Origin of the sequence: Photobacterium minamisatsumaniensis (assembly GCF_050336695.1) — a bacterium.
GTDB lineage: Bacteria > Pseudomonadota > Gammaproteobacteria > Enterobacterales > Vibrionaceae > Photobacterium > Photobacterium minamisatsumaniensis.
Genome location: NZ_JAKJSI010000021.1, coordinates 44,685 through 65,735 on the forward strand (window position 1 = coordinate 44,685; position 21,051 = coordinate 65,735).

16 protein-coding genes and 2 pseudogenes are annotated in these 21,051 nt (G+C 42.1%); 12 read left to right on the top strand and 6 right to left on the bottom strand.

Annotated elements, in window-relative coordinates:
* Nucleotides 1-322 precede the first annotated feature (322 nt).
* Both L4D78_RS11630 and L4D78_RS11635 read left to right on the top strand, forming a co-directional pair.
* A pseudogene (locus L4D78_RS11630) lies at nucleotides 323-655 on the top strand (methyl-accepting chemotaxis protein); the annotation flags it as partial.
* 48 nt (nucleotides 656-703) lie between these two features.
* Nucleotides 704-1,078 carry a CZB domain-containing protein gene (locus L4D78_RS11635; protein WP_428467150.1) on the top strand — a complete coding sequence of 125 codons (375 nt, stop codon included), beginning with the start codon at nucleotides 704-706 and terminating at the stop codon, nucleotides 1,076-1,078.
* Between the two features lie 81 nt (nucleotides 1,079-1,159).
* Here L4D78_RS11635 and L4D78_RS11640 read toward each other — a convergent pair whose 3' ends face one another.
* On the bottom strand, nucleotides 1,160-1,486 hold the full coding sequence (locus L4D78_RS11640) for an HI1450 family dsDNA-mimic protein (RefSeq protein ID WP_428467076.1): 327 nt from the start codon (nucleotides 1,484-1,486) through the stop codon (nucleotides 1,160-1,162).
* Between the two features lie 227 nt (nucleotides 1,487-1,713).
* Between L4D78_RS11640 and L4D78_RS11645 the strand changes: the two genes are divergently transcribed.
* The 6 genes and pseudogenes from L4D78_RS11645 (at nucleotide 1,714) to L4D78_RS11670 (ending at nucleotide 11,014) form a co-directional block, all read left to right on the top strand.
* Entirely contained in the window at nucleotides 1,714-2,487 is a 774-nt protein-coding gene (locus L4D78_RS11645) for a nucleotidyltransferase domain-containing protein (RefSeq protein WP_428467077.1), read from the top strand.
* Between the two features lie 58 nt (nucleotides 2,488-2,545).
* Nucleotides 2,546-4,924 (top strand): DNA polymerase II, encoded by a 2,379-nt coding sequence (locus L4D78_RS11650; protein ID WP_428467078.1) that lies wholly within the window; start codon nucleotides 2,546-2,548, stop codon nucleotides 4,922-4,924.
* A 746-nt stretch (nucleotides 4,925-5,670) separates the two neighbouring features.
* A complete protein-coding gene (locus tag L4D78_RS11655; protein ID WP_428467079.1) occupies nucleotides 5,671-9,450 on the top strand; it encodes an RHS repeat domain-containing protein in 3,780 nt (1,259 codons plus the stop codon).
* Between the two features lie 42 nt (nucleotides 9,451-9,492).
* The gene (locus L4D78_RS11660; RefSeq protein ID WP_428467080.1) at nucleotides 9,493-10,704 is read left to right on the top strand and encodes an RHS repeat-associated core domain-containing protein; all 1,212 of its coding nucleotides are present in this window, start codon (nucleotides 9,493-9,495) and stop codon (nucleotides 10,702-10,704) included.
* Nucleotides 10,705-10,715: 11 nt separating this feature from the next.
* Nucleotides 10,716-10,941: pseudogene (locus tag L4D78_RS11665) on the top strand (nicotinate-nucleotide--dimethylbenzimidazole phosphoribosyltransferase); the annotation flags it as partial.
* A 4-nt stretch (nucleotides 10,942-10,945) separates the two neighbouring features.
* Nucleotides 10,946-11,014: a hypothetical protein gene (locus L4D78_RS11670; protein WP_428467151.1), complete on the top strand. Its 69-nt coding sequence runs from the start codon at nucleotides 10,946-10,948 to the stop codon at nucleotides 11,012-11,014.
* 95 nt (nucleotides 11,015-11,109) lie between these two features.
* Here L4D78_RS11670 and L4D78_RS11675 read toward each other — a convergent pair whose 3' ends face one another.
* Nucleotides 11,110-11,421, bottom strand: a complete 312-nt coding sequence (locus L4D78_RS11675) for a hypothetical protein (protein WP_428467081.1) — start codon at nucleotides 11,419-11,421, stop codon at nucleotides 11,110-11,112.
* A 226-nt stretch (nucleotides 11,422-11,647) separates the two neighbouring features.
* Here L4D78_RS11675 and L4D78_RS11680 point away from each other — a divergent pair, with 226 nt between their 5' ends.
* Nucleotides 11,648-11,899 (top strand): DUF1289 domain-containing protein, encoded by a 252-nt coding sequence (locus tag L4D78_RS11680; protein WP_428467082.1) that lies wholly within the window; start codon nucleotides 11,648-11,650, stop codon nucleotides 11,897-11,899.
* An 88-nt stretch (nucleotides 11,900-11,987) separates the two neighbouring features.
* On the opposite strand, the gene rplY is transcribed toward L4D78_RS11680, so the two are convergent.
* Nucleotides 11,988-12,266: a 50S ribosomal protein L25 gene (rplY, locus tag L4D78_RS11685; protein ID WP_428459344.1), complete on the bottom strand. Its 279-nt coding sequence runs from the start codon at nucleotides 12,264-12,266 to the stop codon at nucleotides 11,988-11,990.
* A 393-nt stretch (nucleotides 12,267-12,659) separates the two neighbouring features.
* Between rplY and L4D78_RS11690 the strand changes: the two genes are divergently transcribed.
* A complete protein-coding gene (locus L4D78_RS11690; RefSeq protein WP_428467083.1) occupies nucleotides 12,660-14,819 on the top strand; it encodes a TonB-dependent hemoglobin/transferrin/lactoferrin family receptor in 2,160 nt (719 codons plus the stop codon).
* Between the two features lie 87 nt (nucleotides 14,820-14,906).
* Here the strand turns inward: L4D78_RS11690 and L4D78_RS11695 are convergent, their stop codons facing one another.
* From L4D78_RS11695 to L4D78_RS11705, 3 genes are all read right to left on the bottom strand, one after another.
* Nucleotides 14,907-16,061 (bottom strand): conjugal transfer protein TraF, encoded by a 1,155-nt coding sequence (locus L4D78_RS11695; RefSeq protein ID WP_428467084.1) that lies wholly within the window; start codon nucleotides 16,059-16,061, stop codon nucleotides 14,907-14,909.
* 172 nt (nucleotides 16,062-16,233) lie between these two features.
* On the bottom strand, nucleotides 16,234-17,979 hold the full coding sequence (gene radD / locus L4D78_RS11700) for a DNA repair helicase RadD (protein ID WP_428467085.1): 1,746 nt from the start codon (nucleotides 17,977-17,979) through the stop codon (nucleotides 16,234-16,236).
* A gap of 140 nt (nucleotides 17,980-18,119) precedes the next feature.
* On the bottom strand, nucleotides 18,120-18,614 hold the full coding sequence (locus tag L4D78_RS11705) for a GNAT family N-acetyltransferase (protein ID WP_428467086.1): 495 nt from the start codon (nucleotides 18,612-18,614) through the stop codon (nucleotides 18,120-18,122).
* A 304-nt stretch (nucleotides 18,615-18,918) separates the two neighbouring features.
* Here L4D78_RS11705 and rsuA point away from each other — a divergent pair, with 304 nt between their 5' ends.
* Nucleotides 18,919-19,614: a 16S rRNA pseudouridine(516) synthase RsuA gene (gene rsuA, locus L4D78_RS11710; RefSeq protein WP_428467087.1), complete on the top strand. Its 696-nt coding sequence runs from the start codon at nucleotides 18,919-18,921 to the stop codon at nucleotides 19,612-19,614.
* 239 nt (nucleotides 19,615-19,853) lie between these two features.
* Nucleotides 19,854-21,044, top strand: a complete 1,191-nt coding sequence (locus L4D78_RS11715) for a Bcr/CflA family multidrug efflux MFS transporter (RefSeq protein ID WP_428467088.1) — start codon at nucleotides 19,854-19,856, stop codon at nucleotides 21,042-21,044.
* Nucleotides 21,045-21,051: the final 7 nt, after the last annotated feature.

The following is a 21,051-nucleotide window of genomic DNA, read 5'->3' on the forward strand; positions in this document are numbered from 1 at the left end:
CAAAAAACAGCATCAAAAAATAATGGATAAACTTCAAACGGATCATAAGCAAGGGTTACAGCACCTACAAATACAAATAGAAGAACTTAAGGATGAGCTCGTTGAATCACGCAGAGAGAGTGAAAGGCTCAATACTGATTTAATGATTTTTTCAACACTGTCTCATCACCAGCAAAGCGGATTTCGCTTATTGAATGATATTCGTGAAAGCCTAGTTAATAGTGCTGAAAACCTGAATAGTGAAGATCAGCAGTTATCTGCCTTAACGAGTGTATTTACACAAACCCGTGATGCAATTTCAAAACTCGATGAGCGAAGCCATATGATCGCTGATCAAACGGAGAAAAATCATAACCTAATTGGCCGGCTTGATGAATCGGCATCTGGGATTCATGAGTTTATCAATGTAATTAGAAATATTTCTGAACAGACAAACCTGTTGGCATTAAATGCCGCCATTGAAGCTGCACGAGCCGGTGAGTCCGGACGTGGTTTTGCCGTCGTTGCCGATGAAGTGCGTAGTTTAGCGTCAACCAGTGCAGAAGCGAGTACGAATATTGATGGACTTGTTAATGATGTTATAGACATGACATCACAAATAAAGTCGGCAAATAATGAAAGCCTTATCAGCGTTGAAGATGTATCAGCAAGTAATCTACAAATGCGCACTGTCATTGAGGAAGTACTTGATTCTAGCCATAAAATGCAAAAAGTTATTGGACAGTCGGCAGTAAGAGCATTTTTGGAAACCGTTAAATTAGATCACGCGGTATGGAAAAATAATGTTTATACCCGAATAGCGAATAATGAAATAGGTATCTTGAATACTCATAAAGAGTGCCGGCTAGGTCAGTGGTATTTTGAAGGCGAAGGCAATGAGTCTTATCGTCACTTCCCAGCATTTGTTAAAATGGATGAGCCACACCGTTTAGTGCATGAAATGGGACAAATGGCGCTGAATGCGAAGAAGCAGGGCGATAGTCATGCTTTGCTGGCCGCGACAGAAGCTATGGAAAAAGCCAGTTCAGAAGTGGTGGCATTGATTGATGAGTTGATCGTGCAAGCAAGCCAACATTAATTACGACAAATATACCCAAGTTACATCAATATACCGTTTCGGTATCTTGAAGTAACTTGGATCGCTTAAACCCGAATTGCCTTAATCACGCTTCCAAAGAATATGGCAGAATTTATGTTCAGGATCTCGGCTAACCAGTAAACGAGCAAACACATCATCAAGTTCGTCATTTTCTTCGTTTACCAGACCAACACGAACTTCGGCATAAACTTCTTTATCAACGTCAAAGCCGACATGCTCAGCCCAGTCGTCTTTTGTCTCGACAAGTTCAGCAGCACCGCGTTCATCAAATTGCAGGGTAAATAACAATACATCTGCAGATTCGAGATTATCTGACGCCATTTCTAGAAAAATATCGTAAGCCGCATCAATCGCATCATCGTAAGAAATCAGGTTTGGTGTTTCCATGAATTACATCTATCTCAGGTTGAGTGAAGCCACAGTATAACGATTGAGAAGAAGGGGAACAAATGAAAGGGGTGGGCTATGTACCGTTCTCTGTTGCGTGGGTGTAAAGTGAAAGCCATACGGGAAAGAAAGCCAACATTTTCAGCTTGGATGACTATGAGTAGAATATTTTAGTGATTATTCCGTTTATAATTACCTTGTTATTATAAAGCTGCAAAGGAAATACCGTGCCGACTGCGTTACCCACACTTGATAGCCAATCACCACTCCAGACTCAATGTCACTCTATCGTTGTTGAAGCCGTTACTCAGCTATCATCCAGTTTTGGGACTGCACTCCATAGCATCTACTTGTCTGGGAGTGTGGCTCGCCGTACTGCAACGGCTGGATATTCTGATTTGAATTTAACGATGGTACTCAATCGAGCATTAAGTCCAGCCCAAGATGCTTTGTTAAGTACGATAAAATACCACTTTGCAAATCAGCAGAAAGTGTTTACGCAACTATCGCTACGTGTTGTTTTGCTTGAAGATGTGCTTTCTATTTCGTCCGTATTTACTTGGGGGGTTTGGCTTAAGCACAGCAGCTTTTGCCTCTATGGTGACGATTTATCAAGTCGCTTCGGTTGTTTTGAGCCCAGTTGGGATATCGCAAAATCGTTAAATGGTGATATTGCAGAGCAGCTTAAGGGGTACCGGCAGAAAATTATGACGACGAAAGTGCTCGCAAGTTATATTGGCTACTGCCAAGCTATTGCAATGAAAATGATTTGGAGTTGTTTCTCACTCGTACTCCATCGAGAAAAAAAATTAGCACTATCGCTGGACGACGCAGCGAAGACGTTTCTTAAATACTACCCTGAGAAAGAAACAGAGATTGAACGGCTGTTTATTTTGTGCTCTGGTCAGCAAGTCCCCAAAAAAGCCGCATTATTTATGATTAATGAGTTTGGCGGCTGGATTGTGAATGAGTTCGACAAAATTGAGCGAAAAATAGGGTAATTAGGCCTGCTGAAAATTCGTGGATTAAAACCGCTATACATAAACAAATGAGGTTTCATTGCAAACTCAATCCAATGGTTTTGTGTTAACACGTCAAAGCCGTGATACCCGAGGAACAACGGAAGTTATTCTTTGGGTAAAGACAGAAACGGGTCCGGCGCGGCTTGTTGTAAAGGGTGATAAACCTGTTTGCTTTATTCGCCAGCAAGACTTAGTGCTTGCACAGCAAGAAATGCATAAAGCTGGACTTAGCGTTAATTGTAAGCCTTTGGCATTAAAAAACTTTCAGTACCAAGATATGGCCGCATGCTATTGCTCGTCAATAAGAGACAGCATGCAGCTACCACAAATATTGGCAAAGGCTGGGGTTGAAGCATTTGAATCTGACATTCGTTTAGCAGACCGCTATTTGATGGAGCGGTTTATTCGGGGGGGCATAGCGTTTTCAGGCCAGCCCCATCAGCGTGCAGGTTACTTAGAATACTCGCAAGTTAAAGCTAAGTCGGCTGACTATAAGCCGACTTTATCCATTGTTTCATTAGATATTGAGTGTTCTGAAAAAGGCATCTTATATTCCGTAGGCCTTCATAGTGATGCCGATAGCCGAGTCATAATGATTGGTTGCGCTGACGGCTACGATGACCCAGCTGATTGGATTGAATGGGTAGAAGATGAAAAATCATTGCTACTTGCGCTAGAACGTTGGTTCATTCAGTATGATCCGGACATTGTCATCGGCTGGAATGTCATCGACTTTGATTTTCACTTACTGCTTAAACGCGCGGAATGGAATGCGCTTAGTTTACGTATAGGGCGTGGAAAACAACCACCACACTGGCGTAAATCTCATCAAAATCCTAACCAAGGTTTTATAAGTATTCCCGGCCGTGTGGTACTTGATGGTATTGATACGCTAAAGACCGCAACGTATAACTTTCGTTCTTGGTCACTGGAGTCAGTGTCACAAGAGTTATTGGGGGAAGGGAAAGATATACATAATGTTCATGATCGTATGGCTGAAATTAATCACATGTTCCGCCACGATAAGCTTTCACTGGCCAAATATAACCTTCAAGACTGTAAATTAGTCACCCGTATTTTTGAACATACCCACTTACTCGATTTTGCTATTGAACGGAGTTGTCTAACCGGAGTTGAAATCGACAGGGTGGGTGGCTCGGTCGCGGCTTTTACTAATTTGTACCTGCCCCAGCTGCATCGTGCGGGTTATGTTGCCCCAAGCCTTGATAGCGAGAATTGGATTGCAAGCCCCGGTGGCTATGTAATGGATTCTAAACCTGGACTTTACCAGTCGGTATTAGTGTTGGACTTTAAGTCGCTCTATCCATCAATCATTAGAACATTTCGTATTGACCCGTTAGGACTGGTTGAAGGCCTGCTACTAGAAGAGGGTCGGGAAGTAGAAAAGGCGATTGCAGGTTTCAGAGGTGGACGCTTTCATCGTGAAAAACACTTCCTTCCAAACATGATTGAAAACTTATGGGCGGCGCGCGATCAGGCGAAAAAAGAGGGTGAGAAAGCGTTTTCACAGGCAATCAAAATCATCATGAACTCGTTCTATGGCGTATTAGGTTCATCGGGTTGCCGTTTCTTTGATCACCGGCTTGCTTCATCGATTACCATGCGCGGGCATGAAATTATGAAAACGACCCGTGAACTGATTGAAGCAAAAGGTTACGAGGTGATTTATGGGGATACCGATTCAACGTTTGTTTCTCTAAATAGCAGTCATTCATCAGAGCAAGCTGATGAGATAGGTCTGATGCTGGTGGACCACATTAATCAATGGTGGCATGACCATCTGAAGCAGGAATATAACATTGCTTCGGCCCTTGAACTTGAATATGAAACCCATTATCACAAGTTCTTGATGCCAACGATACGTGGCCAAGAAACTGGCAGCAAGAAACGGTATGCCGGATTAGTGAAGCAGGATAATGAAGAAAGAATTGTCTATAAAGGGTTAGAAACGGTTAGAACCGATTGGACAAAACTATCACAAGACTTTCAGCAAGCACTGTACCATCGCGTGTTTCATGACGAAGTCGTAGAGGAGTACGTAAGGCGATACGTTGAAGAGACCCGAGCTGGTCAATACGACAGTAAATTGATTTACCGGAAAAGGTTACGCCGTAATCTTTCTGAGTATCAAAAAAATGTCCCTCCACACGTACGCGCAGCACGCATGGCTGATGAAATGAACAAAAAGCTTGGTCGTCCTATGCAATATCAAAATGGTGGTTGGATTGAATACGTTATCACTATTAATGGTCCAGAGCCGGTTGAAGCGCAGCAGAGCCTTATTGATTACGACCACTATGTAGATAAGCAACTAAAGCCTGTTGCTGATGGAATACTGCCGTTCATCGGTAAACATTTTGATGAGATCACCGCGCCGCAGATTGATCTTTTCTAAGGTCTGTTTATTGATAAGCGGCCTTTTCGGCCGCTTATCAAGTTGTGTTCTGCCTTAAGATAAATTCATATTTAGACACTTATCAATGAACGTTTCAAGGAAGATAACCTCGAAGCATAGTAAGCACGTTTACACCTTGGAGTTAAAATTAGCTGTAGTACTTCTCTTTTGACTGGCAATAGCATCTGGCCGCAAATTTATGCATTGCTGCTGCTCTTCTATCTAGAGTGAAGGTCGTGAATTAGAAGCTGTGCTGTTGACCTTGGGTTAGAAACTCTTTATATGCCGTGTGCAAGTAATAAAATTCTTTCCCTTTTATATAGTGAGAGTTGGTCCTAAATTATTCATTAAACATTGACAAATAAAGTGCATATGCGCCTTGGTTGGTATTAATGTTTGTTGGTGGATTTTGCTTTAATCAGAACTTCACTTAGATTTTTTAAAATAAATAGAGAAGGAATTAAAAATGAAAATATTAAACTGGTATCTGCTATCCATGGTATTTTTTGCATCTTATGCTATGCTTCTGGCCCTCAAAATAATGTTGTATTTTCATATGACAGTGAAGGACACGATATGTGGTAATAATTATTGCTAAGGTTATTATTAATATTTACGTTTAAAATCCTAATTATTATGATATTTATCGTTGTAATTTTATTAAATATGTTGTGTTTTCTAACATGTTCTATTTTTTTAAAAAAATATAAATTGTGGATATGTAATAATATCTATTGGGGAATGTAATGTCTGATATTGTAAGTAATGCCTATAATTTTCCGGATTTTATTTCTTCGGGGGTCGACCCGAGGACTGGAACATATTCATTTTCAATGAGTCTAGGTGAGTTTTTATCTCATAAAACATCTGGAACTGCGTTTTCTTTATTATTAAATTACAATGCGTCCAGCTCTTTTGATATGGGTTTTGGACGAGGGTGGGGGCTCAGCTTAAGTCGATTTAACAAATCAACGAATTGGCTTTCCCTATCAACAGGGCAAAGCTTTGWAATCGAGTGGAACTCAGCTAGAGAGGAATATGATATTCCCTACCGAAAATTAAAAGATTTGAGGGTGTTTTATCTTGATGCAACAAATCAAATTCAAGTGGTATATAAAGATGGCCGCCATGATATTATTGATTATGAATACGGTACCTTGCAGTCGGTTGTTTCTTCTCAAGGTTTAGCCATTTATTTTGATTATGGTTTATTCAAAAGTGAGCAGGTACTTTGGCGTATTTATGATGAAGCAGGACGCGAGTTTACAATTGATTGGTGGAGCGATGAGTGGAAGACAGTTGTTGAGCACCGTGTTAATGGACAATTTTCCCATGGGTTCGAATGTCACAAGTCGGCGAATGGGCCCTATAAACGGCTTGGGTCCATCGCTTTATCTGGACAAAGCACCTATACTACTATTTTCTATCGATTTTCTGAGCACTCAGGCTACGATCTAATTGAAAGTGTCGACCATGATACAGGGCGCACCGAAACCATTACCTATGCTGATTTTGGTCATACGATGCCAGATGGTGCCCCTTTGACCTATGTTCCCCGTATTACCAGCTATCAGGTTGTTGCCGGAGAAAATCAGCCTCACCAAAATGTTACTTATGAATATTCAGATAGAAACTATTTAGGGTTCGCTAGTGACCGCATTTGGGCTGCTGGTGAAGATACTTTATTTAAGTCTGAAAAAGACTATCGCTATTCTAGTGTAGAAACCATTAATAATTCGATATCCATCACCCGATGGTACAATAAATACCACCTGACAGATTTGGTTGAATATCGGCATGACGATGTCTTATATCAACGGGAAGACTACGTATATTTTGCTAATTTAAATGTTGGGATTGAATACCAGCCGTCTTGTTATTCATTTGTCAAAGAACAAAGAACCACTTTTTACCATAACAGTAATCAACAAACCCAGATCTTGAAGTATGACTATGACGACTACGGTAACCAAACCTACGTATGTCAGGCCGATGGGACCGAAACGGTACGTGTTTTTTATCCTATTGCCGGTGAAGGTGAAGATTGCCCGCCAGCACCGGATGGTATGATTTCTTTTCTAAAACAAGAAACATTCCGACCAGCAAGCACCGAAAACGGTGAGCTTGAGCGCCATGTTGATATGACTTATATAGTATTGGATAAACTCAACACGAGTAATGAGTACTTTGTTTTAGTCAGCACACAAACTTATTCTGACCATCAAGTATCCTTGAGCTATTACACCAGCAAGGATGCTGCGTATGAATATGGAAGGATCCATACTTCATTAACCATTGTAAATGGTTACCAAGAAATGCTCAGCTATTCTTATGCCTTCAATATTGATGGTTTACAAACAACTCTCAGTTTATCAAGCTTTGATGGCTTAATGCGAGTATCTAGTGAAACAATGTCTTATGTGCACGGGCAAACAATTGGCACTGTGAGCCCAGAAGGTATTGAGACAGTGCTGAACTATGATAGTTTGGGGCGAAAATCATCAGAGGTACTGGCTCCTAATACGCCGTCTGAAGTCATTTTTCAATATGATTATACGATTGGTAAGGGTAATAACAGCGTAATATGGACAGATGCGTTAGGTAACAAGATACGTCAGAAATTTAATAATGCGGGTAAGGTGATTGAAGTACAGCACAGTGATGCTGATGGAGCAATGAAAGTCGTCGGTCAGTATTATTATGATGCATTTGGGCTTTTGGTTAGTCAAATAGAAACAGATTGGTTAGCGGACAATAAATCTATTTCCTTAACAATGCTGTTGGAGTATGACTTTTATGGTGAAGTGAAAACCGTGAGGCATCCAGATGGTCGGATTGAATATATTGAACAGGACTTAGCAACTTTGACCTCGACATTTGAAATTCCAGGGTTGTTAAAAGAAAAGGCAATGTATAACCTATCAGGGCTGGTAGTATCAAAAGTTACGGAAGATAGCAGTGGTGCACCGCTAGCAACAAGTCAGTATGAATATGATGGTTACTATAACCTAATTCGTACTACCGATACTGAAGGTAACATAACCACGAATGCCTATGATGACAATGATCGTCTTATCAATGTAGATAGGGTGGTTGACGGTCAGCCGGTCTCACTGTCATTTCAATATGCTGAGTTTTCCCTTGAAGAAATAGTCACCCACACGGCAGTTAATGGCATTCCTCTTGGCCAACGGCAGTATGATGGCTTGTCGCGTTTGCGATCGACTACATCAGGGGCAGCTACAGAGCAAATCAGTTATGAAGGTAGTTCGTTACAGCCAGCATCCAAGCAAACACCGAACGGTGATACATTACAGTTTAGTTACCATGCAAATTTACAAAACCCTATATCCTTGGCAGTGGACAATGCCCCAGAGCTTTCAAGCACATATAAATACGATAATACCACAGGCCTTCTTTTAGAGGCTCTCAACCAAAAGAGTAAACAAACATTACAGTATAATCGTTTAGGTCAAGTTAAAACGGAAACGATTTTACTTAATGATGGCACTGAGCGCACTGCAACTTATACTGTTTCTCTTGGGGGGCGATTACTGAGCCAAACGGATTTTTTCAACAAGTTGACAACCTGTGATTATGACAGTTATGGTCGGTTACTCAGTGTGATTTCGGGGCTGAACGTTACGACTATCAGCTATGATACCTATAGTCGGCCAGAGTATTATGAAACCACCAACGGCACTGATACGATTTCGATTCGATTGTCGTTTAATGCAGTTGGGCTAGAAACTCATCGTCGTGTTGATATTAATGGAAGTGAACAATTTACACTGACTCAAATCTATAATAATAGCCTGCAGTTGAGTGAACGTGTATATAAAGAAAAAAGTGGTGATATTACAACGGAGAGTATGGTGTACGATGAATTTTATCGTCTCGTGAGTTACCAGTGTCTTGGTAATAATGCCCCTCAGGATGAGTTTGGTCACACGATAGTCACTCAAAATTATAGATTTGATATTTTAGGTAATATTACCGAGGTAGGGAGTGTTTTCTCGGATGGGTCTACCAATACAGCTCGGTTCATGTATGCCAACGATAACCCTGTACAGCTTAAGGAAATTACTAATACTCACCCAAGATATATCAGTAATGCAGTACTAGAGTATGATGCAGCGGGAAATTTGCTGCGTGACGATAGGGGTCTTACTTATCAATATGATGCTTTAAATCAAATGAGTAGAGTGTCTTCTGGTGCGGGGCAATTTCTATCCCATTACTACTATGATGCTGCTGGGCGTATCACTTCTTACACTCAGGAAAATAGCCTTATATATTTGTATTATCAAGGTAACAGGGTAGCAAATGAATTGTGTAATGGCGTTCATAGCAGTTATTACTCCCCAGGTGGTGCTGGCGTGACTCAAACACGCACCCTTAATTTGGTGGGAGAAGAGACTTATCAATATTTAATACCGGATAGCAAAGGCAGTATTGTTGGTGAACTTGATGGGGGGGGGGATTATCTTCAACGTCAGTACACCCCTTATGGTGAAGAAAAATAAATGGTCTGAGTTTGTTAATAATTGAATCGGAAGAATGTTTATATGAAACCATTAATTCCACAAAATACCCACCGCCGTCGGTTTATTAAAATGACTCTGGGTACAACGGCTATTGCAAATCCCTTAGTTAACCTGTCGGAAGCTGCTGGACKYTCATCAGCCGCAYTATCGAGTCCGTTAATAGTAAGCCCTATCGGGTTTAACGGGGAGCGGAAGGMCCCTGCGACAGGGAATTATATGCTAGGTAATGGCTATCGGATGTATAACCCCCGCCTAATGCGTTTTCATGCTGCTGACAACATGAGTCCTTTCGGGAAAGGGGGGATTAATGCTTATGCATACTGCTTAGGGGACCCGRTAAATCTGCGTGATCCGMGTGGGCACTTTGCACTTCTGAGCCTATTGGTGGGTGCCATTGTTGGGGCGGTCGTAGGGGCTACGATTTCCGCAGTAGCGGAAGKCATTCAAACAGCAATTACTGGTGATAGCTTTGACTGGAAACAGGTGGGTATTGGTGCTGCACTTGGCTTTATTAGTGGTGGTTTTGGGGCTGCAGCAGTAGGGGCTAAAACCAGTACYMAGGTGGGAMTAGCCATAGCGGATGCTGTGGTTTCGGGGGCTGCTGATTTTGGTATTAACTATGGAATCAACAAAGCCAGCGGTATGTCCAATAAAGAGGCCGCTAGAAGTGCGGGGATCTCAGCTGGCATTGGCGCTGCGATTGGGTTGGCATCGTTTGGGCTTGGTATAAGGAGTGGAAGATCGTTGCATGCATCTAGCAGGAGCTTTAAACGTGTCTCAGAGCACTCTCTCGGATTTGATCAGACAAGGGGTTTATTCTATAAAAACGTTTTTTTCTTCACGGATAAGACTGCATTGCAAACAAGAGTAAACATTGTGGGGCATGGAGACGTTATTAAAAGCAACTTTACACCCGAGTCATTTTTCAACTTTCTTAATGAGAGATATTTAATTCCTAAAGGCCTAACAAAAATTAGAAAAATTAGGTTGATAGCTTGTTCGTTAGCTGATGAAATTAATGGGGGAGATTCTTTCGCAGAACAATTTTCTCGACAATTTGATAGGGGGACGAGTGTTAAAGCATATAGGGGGAGGGTTACCGTTACATACCAGTCCCCTAAAGAGAATCGTGTTCATCTAGGCGATTTTCTATCTTCATTTAGTCGAGACGGCTTCTCGGTAAAAGTTGTAAAAAAAGGCCGTAATTATAATCCTATTTACTTTAGGTCTTAAGGAAATAGCAGATACTTGATACGTGCCACAGTGAAGAGATACAACATCGAATCAACCAAAAAAACTAAGCCTATAGGCACTCTGGGGCAATTGGAAACCGTTGCATATCAGTTGGTATTAATCCAAAGTCAGGATGAAGCTCATGCTGTACAGGATATTTTGATTGAAAAGTCCACAGTACTGGTTTTTGCTGGTGACCACGGGATTGCCAATGAAGGTGGCAGCATTATTAGCAGTACCGATGTTAAGAGCTGCTGTTGAGTTTTACAACAATATGGCGAGTTTCTCTGAAGCTGGGGTAACGGTGTAGCGCGACTGTTTGTAACCTTGTAAATTGAACGCTGACTAAATATAAAAACCCGCATTAAGCGGGTTTTTATGACGATATCAACGAGGTTGTTGATATTAGCCGAAATACTCGACGCTATTCACTGATGTTTTAGAGGCATGAATTGGATCGAATTTAATAGCCCCTCTATTTGGTGTACAAATTTTATATAAGTCACCGCAGTCAAAAATCGCTAATACAGTTTCATCGGTACGGAAAATTGCCGGAAGCGGCTGACCGATTTCACAGGTACAGGCTTGACCTTCATGTTGCCATTCTAATTTGAAGATGCGCTGAGCTTGCGTAGGCGCATCAACATGATTTGCAATAGAACTGAATACTGATTCAGCCTGACTTGGGCTAGATGCCGATGGTACAAAAAAATCCATGGTTCCCTCCTAAAAGCACAGTAGTGAAGTAGCCTACCGTTAAAATGAGCGGTTATCGATCCTGATAACCTCACAAAGATTACCAGAATATTTGTTGGACTTGCAAGTTACTTGCATAGTAATTCGTTATTTTAATGTAACCGATTTGGTTTAAGCATGATAAAYGATTATGATCAAAGAAGGAGTATCGTTTGCTGTAAATGATTTTATGGGGGAGAGGTAGTCTATGGAGCAACTTGATTTCTTCACGATTCCTAGTCCTTGTGTGGGTATATGCCAAGCGAATAATCGTGGTTACTGTAAAGGGTGTTTTCGCAGCCGGGATGAGCGTTTCCATTGGCAGCAATTCACTAATGAGCAGAAGCGTAATGTGGTTAGGCTATGCCATCAACGTTATTTACGTATTTTACGGGCGAAAAATCAGTTGTTACACGAGAGTGATAAACGGGAAGACTCTGGTCAACAGGAGCTGTTCTAGTCGCAGGTATTATGGTTGGAAGTGTAGAGTGCAGACATAAAAAAAGCGCCCTAAGGCGCTTTTAAATTGAGTATGGTATCAAATGCGATTAAACGCGTTTGAAGTCCATGTGCTCAACTTTTGGCTTGAATGCGTGACGTTGGATATCTTGTGGCTTAACAGCAACTTCTTGACCATCGATCACTAGGATGATGCCTTCGTAGAACTCAGGCTTGTCCATTTGGTTGATGATATCGCTGTGTAGAATCTCGATAGCAACAGGAGCAGCTTCGCCACCGTAGATGATAGCTGGGAATTTTTCTGCGTGACGTAGACGGCGGCTCGCACCTTTACCTAGGTCAGTACGTACAACTGCTTCAAATTTCATAGACATATTAAATACTCTTTAAATATTAAGTTCACTGAGTAATGCGACCTTACTCAATGTCGTAAAAACGAGCGCGGATATTAACAACGATCCGTGGAGTCGGCAAGCTTAAATCCCATGATATTCATTCAACGACTTATATTTTAAGCAATTCAGGTTAAAACTGAGTAACGGTAGTCATTATATTACATGGTTTCTTTTATTTTCCTCATATCCGGGGTGCATCAAATTTAAAGCCGTAATAGCAGAAATTATAGCTCTTGCTATAGCCCATTTTCTGGAAGAAAAGAAAAATTCGATCTTAATCACATTGATAATGATAGTAATTATCGTTTGTATTTGTAATAATCCCAGCTACTGATTTGTTGATAACAATATTTTTAAGCAGGGATTATGAGTTACAAGCTTACTTTGATTGCCAGTTCTGTGGTGATAGCACTTTCACCTTCTCTTCATGCCCAAGAAGATGTTTCTATTTTTGATGAAGTTGTTGTTTCGGGGACTCGCTCCGAGCAAAGCATTAAAAATGTGCCTTCCAGTGTTTCTAAAGTTACTAGTGATGATATCGAACAGAATTTAGCAACGGATTTGAAGCAGGCGCTGAAATATGAGCCAGGTGTACAGGTTAATGGTCAAGGTCGGTTTGGGATGGAGGACTTTACAGTACGTGGTATGAGCGGTAGCCGTGTAAAAGTGATGGTGGATGGCGTCGAGCAACCATCATCATACAACCCTGGTGCTGAAGCAATGCGTAAAAACTCCAATACGATTGAAGTTGATACCCTAACGGCAATTGAGGTCAACAAAGGCCCATCATCAACCTTATACGGCAGTGATGCGCTTGGTGGTACAGTGCTGATGCGTACCAAGAATCCTGAAGATTTACTTGATGGTGGTGATGATACGCATGTCGGTTTGAAAACTGGTTATGCCAGTGCGAGCGATGAGTATAAAGCGACGGTTGAGGTTGCAAATAGAACTGGCGATCTTGAAACAATGGTTATCTATACCTATCGAGATGGGAACGAAACTGAAACTCATGGTGATGGCGCTGATATAACAGGTCCAGACCGTGGCCAAGCTGACCCTTACAGCATTGAATCTCATAATGTATTAGCAAAAGCTTTTTATCAGATTAACAATGAACATCGTGTAGGTGTCACTGGCGAATTCTTCACTCGATCAGCCAATGGTAAAATTTTATCTGGTGAAGGTCGTGATGGTGGTATGCCGGGTTACATTTATACCAATGTACGTGGTGAAGATGAAGATCAGCGTTATCGCATTGGCTTTGAGCATGAATGGTTAGCTGATCTTGTTATGTTTGACACACTCGATTGGAGCGTGAACTGGACAGAAAGCGATGCTGAGCACAATAGCTTTGATCACACTCAAGCAAAAGGAAATCGTAACCGCTTCCGTTCAGGTAAAGATGAAAGTCTGCAGTTTGATCTACAAATGCAGAAAATGATTGAGCTGGCTACAAGCCGACACGAATTCACTTACGGTGTTTCAGCGGCAAACGATAAATTTAGCCTAAGTTACACCGATTATAACCTAGACGATGGATCAAGTACCCCTGGCAGCCAAGAAGTGCCGAACTCTGAATCTGAAAAGCGCGCTGTATTTGTACAAGATCAGATGTTCTTCATGGATGATCAAATGGTCGTTACCGCAGGCCTTCGTTACGATGACTTTACCGCGACACCAGACAGTTCGTCAGGCCTAGAAGAGCATAATAGCGATGCATTAACGTCACGCTTGGGCGCGGTATATCATTGGACAAATAACCTAAGTACGTATGCTCAGTACAGCGAGGGCTTCCGTTCACCGACCATTCATGAAATGTATTACGACAAAGATAATACGATGTTTGGTTATCGTATTGAGGCAAACCCTGATCTTAAACCGGAAGAAAGTCAGTCATACGAAGTGGGTGTGAGAGCGGCTAACCGTTTCGGTAACCTTGAACTGTCAGCATTTTATAATGACTACAAGAACTTCATTAAAAGCCAGACAACAATGGATGGCAGTGTAGAAGTCACGACCAATGAGAACATTGATAAAGCACGAATCTATGGTTCTGAGTTCAAAGGTAACTTGTGGTTAGATGAAGCATTTAGCGCACCGATGGGCACATACGCACGCTTGTCTTTAGCCTACCTAGATGGTGAAGATAAAGAAACGGGTGAAACTCTGAATACGATTGCACCATTCACAACCGTTGTAGGCCTTGGTTATGACGCACCAAGTGAAAACTGGGGTAGTGCTGTAACCGTTACAATGGTTGCCTCTAAATCAGGCAGTGATTGGGAAGCACCTGAAGCTGGTGAAGACGCCAATGTTGATGCACCAAGCTACACCGTTGTTGATTTGACCGCATATTACCGTCCAATGAATGATCTGACACTACGTGCAGGCTTGTTTAATGCCTTTGATGAGAAGTACTGGCAGTACCAAGATCTTGACGGTGCAACCGCATCAACGGAAGGTATTGATCGCCGTACTCAACCCGGCCGTAACTGGGGCGTTAATCTAGATTACAGCTTCTAAGTTTACTTTTCGGCTGAAAATGAAAAGGTCTAACCAATGGTTAGACCTTTTTTAATTCATCGGTTTCGACTTGTAGGGGACTCTGGGTTAGAAATTCAGCGTCATTTGTGCTGAAAGAGCGTAATTATCGTCTTTACCTGCTTGTGCGCCCAAATCAAACCCAATTTTGCCAAATGGGCGGAAACCTAAGCCGAGGGTTACCATATCATCGGTAAAACTTGTCATGCTGTGTATGTAACCCATACGAAATTGTGCCCAGCCCCAAGCATCAAGTTCTGCACCTAAGCGGGCGTATTGAGTCTTATAGTCATACTCTTTGAAGTACTTTTTAGTATTTAAATCAATGTCTGCGGCAAGGCTAATCCAATCAAGCTCATACTCGATACCCAAGACATATTCAGGGTTCACAATGTAGGTTGCCCTTATGCCATTTTGAGGATTAGCGGCAAGGGTATGTTTGATTATGTTGCGTCCTGCAATACCAACCAACATATCATCGGTAAGTTGGTAAGCTGCACCGATATCAAAGTTGACTGAAGATTTTTCAACATACTCATCTGCCCAGTCAAAGTCATCATCTTCAAATTTATCTAGCGTTTCTATGTAGTTAACCGCATAAATACGTTGGTATTTGGGTGAGATACCAATGAACAATGGTTGATCTTTGGGGCCAAATGATTTTGCGAAAGTGAAACCGACATCGATAGTTGCGCCAGCAATGGCCTGACCGCTGGATTTTAGTTCGGAATTAGCGGGATCATCTAAGGTTAAATCATCATCATTAACATCAAACGCTGCAATGGCAGACATCTGTGATTTAACAAAAAAATTGGTACTTAAATAGCGGTTAGGAATCGCGATGACGATACCTAAGTTGGCTTCAGCATTTAACGTATTATTGTCTAATTGTCTTAGTGCTTCACGCCATTGATTGAGTTCGTCTGGCGTCGGGTTGTTACCAAGGTTGTTATCGAGTTCTTGAAAATGGTCAAGTTTATCCAGTGAGCTATCAGCATCATGTACACGGGCACCGACCATAGGGAGAATCATGCCGAAAGAATCATCGTATCCATAAGCTGCTGTAAGGGCTGGGTTATGGAAACTTGCTGTAAGGTAATTGGCAGAGGCTACACCTGTTCCCCCCATACCTACACTTCGTGTATCGAAAGTTGTCATCGCCTTGGCTGAAAATGGTGTAACGATTAGCAAAAGTGGTAATACAGCCTTGTTATAGTTTTTCAATACTAAGTCCCTGAAGCATTATGATGATGATCAGTTATGAATTGTAATGATGGGAGATGATATTGCTATTATGCAATCCCTTTGTGTGTCATAACTTAAACAATAAAATCGACTTTATTGTAACTGTTTGTATTTTGGTCGGTCATTGTCGATATTATGTAATTAAATATGACTACGCTTTTTGGTACTGGTCGATATCAAATAGCTTATCTCGAATTGCCCAAAAGCGGCCACTTTTACGGGCTATTATGATTTCTGGTGGACGTAGTCGGTGCTCATTATTGGCGACCTTTGTTGGTGCGGTATCAGTGAATGGGCGGTGACGATCGACTAAGTGTGGGTTAATGAATTTACGCAGAAACTCGTTTTTTTGCCCTTTAGTCGATAACGGCCAAACTTCGCTAATTTCTGAGCCTTCATCACTGACGTAGATAACTTTTAATTGTGGCTTTTCAAATTTGTTCTTGCCTGGCTCTAAACGCAGATCAGTACACTTCATGATCATCGCGTCTTTTAACTTCAATGCATCGCGGAGTTTTTTATCCGGATCGACCATCACCGCATCGCATTGATGGCAACGGCGCGCGGCAATGTCATTATCAGCACCGCACTCTTCGCAATATTTGGCTCTAAATCGATAACCACACTCTTCACGCTCACCAGTATCATCATCTTCAAAATAGCCTTGGCAGCGACGCCCATAGTGCTCAATTAAAAAGCCTGCAGGATCAAGTTTGCCCCAAAAGCTGTTGTTAAACCCACATGCAGGGCAGGGAACCATGATCACTTCGCTATCGCTGTTTGGTTTAGGATCGCCGACTTCGGGTTGATATAAGTCATAGCAATTACCAGCATATTCTAGAACGAGGCAATCTTTCTTGCCGTCAGATAAGCGTAAACCTCGGCCGACAATTTGTTGGTAAAGGCTAATAGATTCTGTTGGACGAAGAATCGCAATAAGATCAACATGCGGAGCATCAAAGCCTGTAGTAAGAACAGAAACGTTCACTAAATACTTGATCTCTTGTCGCTTGAAACTGTTTATAATACGATCACGCTCGTCTACTGGCGTATCGCCAACAACGAGAGCGGCGTTTTCACCTTCCAGATAGCCCATAATTTCTTGCGCATGGTTTACTGTTGACGCAAAAATCATTATACCCCGACGGTCTTTTGCATAATCAATGACTTGGTCAATGATCATCGGCGTCGCCCGTGCGGATTTTTCGATGACGCTATCGAGATCTGACTCTTTATAATGGCCACTGTTTGATGCTTTTAGGCTGGAAAAATCATAACCAAGCACAGCCATATCCATGACTTTGGGTTCAGTGAGAAAGCCTTCATCAAGTAAATAACGAATGGGTAATTCAAAGATACAGTCTCGGAAGAACCGCTCTTGTTCTGTGCGTACTTGCCCACGCGTGTGATATTTATAAATCCAACCCATGCCAAGGCGATAGGGGGTTGCAGTAAGGCCAAGGATCTTAATGCCCGGGTTTATCTTCTGAACATGAGCGATGACTTTACGATAAGCACTATTTTCATCGTCTGGTACACGGTGGCATTCATCGATAACCAATAGTGAAAACTCATTAGCAAATAGTTCAAGGCTGTTAGCCATCGACTGTACAGAGGCAAAAACAACTTGCTTGTCGGTTTCTTTACGACCCAGCCCCGCGGAAAATATAGAAGCTTTCAGGCCATAACTTTCATATTTCGCATGGTTTTGCTCTACCAGTTCTTTAACGTGGGTGAGAACTAAAACGCGTCCACGGGCTATCCTTGCAAGTTCAGCAACCACTAAGCTCTTACCGGCACCCGTTGGTAAAGCAAGTACTGCTGGGGTAGAGTTTTTGCGAAAGTAATGGATCGTTGCGTTGACACTGTCTTGCTGATAAGGACGAAGGGTATACATAAAATGGCGTTATGAGCATTGCGAGATGAGGCTTGCTAGTGTACCGATCGTTATGCTTATTGGCGAGTGTTGATTGGATACTTGAACTGCCTCTTGGTTAGGCAGTTCACTATTATGAAGCAGGTATTCTGGTGCTGGTACTATGAGGCAATAGTCAGTGGTATTTCGCTTGGACTAATCACTTTGGTCATCATGCAGAACTGACGTCGAGGAACAAAACCATGCTTTTCATAGAATTTACGCGCACCTTTATTACCGATATTTACTTCAAGTGAAAGGGCGTGTACGCCAGCTTCAGCAGTATGTTGTTCGATTTGAGGGATAAGGTCTGTACCGATCCCTTGCTGGCGCCAATCTGGTTTGAGATAAAATTGGTCGATTAAACCAACTCGCCCGCCGTGTTCAAGGCTGAAGCTGTAACTAACAATGATGTGCCCAGCAATGATTTTTTCACCATCGTTGTCTATTTCAATAAACCAAGCTTGGCCGAGCTCGGGGTTACTAAGAAGCTGATTGATGGCGTGTTGAGTCTGTTCTTTCTTTTGAGGAAGAACTTCATATTCAAATAGCTCCTCAACGAGTTTAAGGAGCATATCCTTTGACGACATACTTGGCGCAACAAGTGAGATGTTCATATTTTGACCTTAGCAGTTAGGCTTCACTACCCAAACGTAGTGAAAGGTATACTTCCTGTTTATACGTAACCAATATCTGACACGTCCAATAATTCAGACCACATAAAGTAAAAAATGTTCGAGATTTAGATGTTCGTTAGAAATTGAAGAATAACCTTGAACTTTAAAGCTTGCACAAATTCCTTGGGTTGCATATTGAATGGTGTCAACGATCGCTTCTATTTTAGCTCATAATGCGCGTTAAGATGTGCATACAATGTGTAAGTTGTTATGATGCGCGTTTTTGTACCATATGGAGCCAGTAATGAGGCTTGATAAATTCCTAAGTACCACGCTAGGTATTACCCGCAGAGAAGCAGGTAAGCTGCTAAAAGACAAGCAGATCGAAATCAATGGTGAGGTTGTTAAAAATGGCTCACTAAAAGTCACTGATGATTGTGACGTTGAATTTAATGGTCGTTCTTTGCGGTTCAATGGTCCCCGTTACTTTATGCTTAACAAGCCAACAGGCTTTGTGTGTTCCCATGTGGATGACTACAACCCAACGGTTTTTGTACTTATTGATGAAGTAAGCCCAGAAAAGCTTCATGTAGCGGGCCGCCTAGATGGTGATACGACAGGGCTGGTCCTACTTACCGATGACGGGCAATGGTCTCACCGTATAACGTCTCCACGCCATGTTTGCGAAAAAGTGTATTATGTGGAGTTGGCTGATCCTCTAGCAGAAGAAACTATTCAGCAGTTTGCTGAAGGGGTGCAACTGCGTGGTGAAAAAGATCTAACACGACCAGCTAAACTTGAAATTTTAAGTGAGCGTGAAGCTGTTATTACCATTTCTGAAGGTAAATACCATCAAGTTAAGCGTATGTTTGCCGCTGTTGGTAATAAGGTTGTTGGGCTACATCGCGAGCAGATTGGCAGTGTTGAGCTTGATGAAGAGCTTGAGCCGGGCGAATACCGTCAACTGACGGAAGAAGAAGTCGCATCGTTTCAAAAGTAAGAGTGAGCGTTTAACGTTTATTTGATATTAGACAAACGATTTTCAGGGGAGCTTTGCTCCCTTGTTTAGTTATTCCCACTATATCCCTCTATAAACTCTTGCCGAAAGCCGAGTATCTACGTCATATTTCGTAAATACCTTATTAGAAACGCAATCTTTCTTATTGAGAAAGAGTCAATTCAGCTAATTCATCGTACAATAAGCTTCTTCTTGATAATTCCACCAGTAATAGAGTTCTTATGACAACACAAGACGGCCAAAAGCTGAGCTTGCAACTAATTATTATTCTTGGTGCGATTGGTGCATTAACACCACTTGCTATCGATATGTATTTACCGGCAATGCCAACAATTGCCAGAGATTTAGCAGTAAACCCAAGTTTAGTCCAAACAACATTGACAGCGTATACCGCAGGTTTTGCTATCGGTCAGCTTTTACATGGACCTTTAGCTGATAGCTACGGACGTAAGCCAATTTTAATCATTGGCGTTATTGCTTTCGCGATTGCCGCTATGTTCAGTGCAACCAGCCAAGGTATCGTTGAACTAACGTGGGTTCGTGCTGCACAAGGCTTTGCTGGCGCTGCTGCCGCGGTCATAATTCAGGCTTTGGTACGTGATATGTTTGAGCGGGAAGAATTTGCTCGAATGATGTCGTTTATTACCTTGGTCATGACGATTGCCCCTCTCATCGCACCCATGTTAGGGGGGTACTTGTCGGTATGGTTTGGCTGGCGCTCGATCTTCTGGGTATTGGCTGGCTTTGCGATACTGATTGTCATCGCCGTTGTCTTTCGTATTCCCGAGACATTGCCACCTGAAAAACGTCTGCCTTTTCATCTTGGTTCGACCCTACGTAATTACGCCAAAATGCTAACGACACCGACGGCTGTTGGATTGATTTTCTGTAGTGGCTTTTCATTTGCTGGCATGTTTACGTTTTTAACTGTTGGGTCATTCGTCTACATCGATTTGTACAATGTAAGCACTGAGCACTTTGGCTTGTTATTTGGCTTAAATGTCGTGTGTTTAATATTAATGACCAGCATTAATGGACGCTTAGTTAAAAAAATGGGCTCGCATTGGATGTTACGATTTGGACTGATTATTCAGCTAATTGCGGGTATCGGTGCGATTCTTGGGCAGGTGCTAGGTCTGGGCTTGTGGGGGGTTGTTATCCCTGTCATGCTATTTGTTGGTACAATTTCTATCATTGGTAGTAATACAATGGCGTGCTTGCTTGCGAAGTATCCGCATATGGCGGGAACGGCTTCTTCATTGGCAGGCACAATGCGATTTGGAACCGGTACTGTTGTTGGTGGGTTGGTTGCTTTAATGCACAATTCATCAGCATGGCCGATGGCAATTACAATGGCGCTGTGTGCGTTTTTATCTGCTGGCTTTTACTGGTTTTTATCGCGTGATGCTTAAGGAAACA

Excerpts from the sequence above, each read along its gene's own strand:
- L4D78_RS11635 (WP_428467150.1), top strand. The coding sequence starts at position 704 with ATGCAAAAAGTTATTGGACAGTCGGCAGTAAGAGCATTTTTGGAAACC.
- L4D78_RS11640 (WP_428467076.1), bottom strand. The coding sequence starts at position 1,486 with ATGGAAACACCAAACCTGATTTCTTACGATGATGCGATTGATGCGGCT.
- L4D78_RS11675 (WP_428467081.1), bottom strand. The coding sequence starts at position 11,421 with ATGGATTTTTTTGTACCATCGGCATCTAGCCCAAGTCAGGCTGAATCA.
- L4D78_RS11680 (WP_428467082.1), top strand. The coding sequence starts at position 11,648 with ATGGAGCAACTTGATTTCTTCACGATTCCTAGTCCTTGTGTGGGTATA.
- rplY (WP_428459344.1), bottom strand. The coding sequence starts at position 12,266 with ATGAAATTTGAAGCAGTTGTACGTACTGACCTAGGTAAAGGTGCGAGC.
- L4D78_RS11690 (WP_428467083.1), top strand. The coding sequence starts at position 12,660 with ATGAGTTACAAGCTTACTTTGATTGCCAGTTCTGTGGTGATAGCACTT.
- radD (WP_428467085.1), bottom strand. The coding sequence starts at position 17,979 with ATGTATACCCTTCGTCCTTATCAGCAAGACAGTGTCAACGCAACGATC.
- L4D78_RS11705 (WP_428467086.1), bottom strand. The coding sequence starts at position 18,614 with ATGAACATCTCACTTGTTGCGCCAAGTATGTCGTCAAAGGATATGCTC.
- rsuA (WP_428467087.1), top strand. The coding sequence starts at position 18,919 with ATGAGGCTTGATAAATTCCTAAGTACCACGCTAGGTATTACCCGCAGA.
- L4D78_RS11715 (WP_428467088.1), top strand. The coding sequence starts at position 19,854 with ATGACAACACAAGACGGCCAAAAGCTGAGCTTGCAACTAATTATTATT.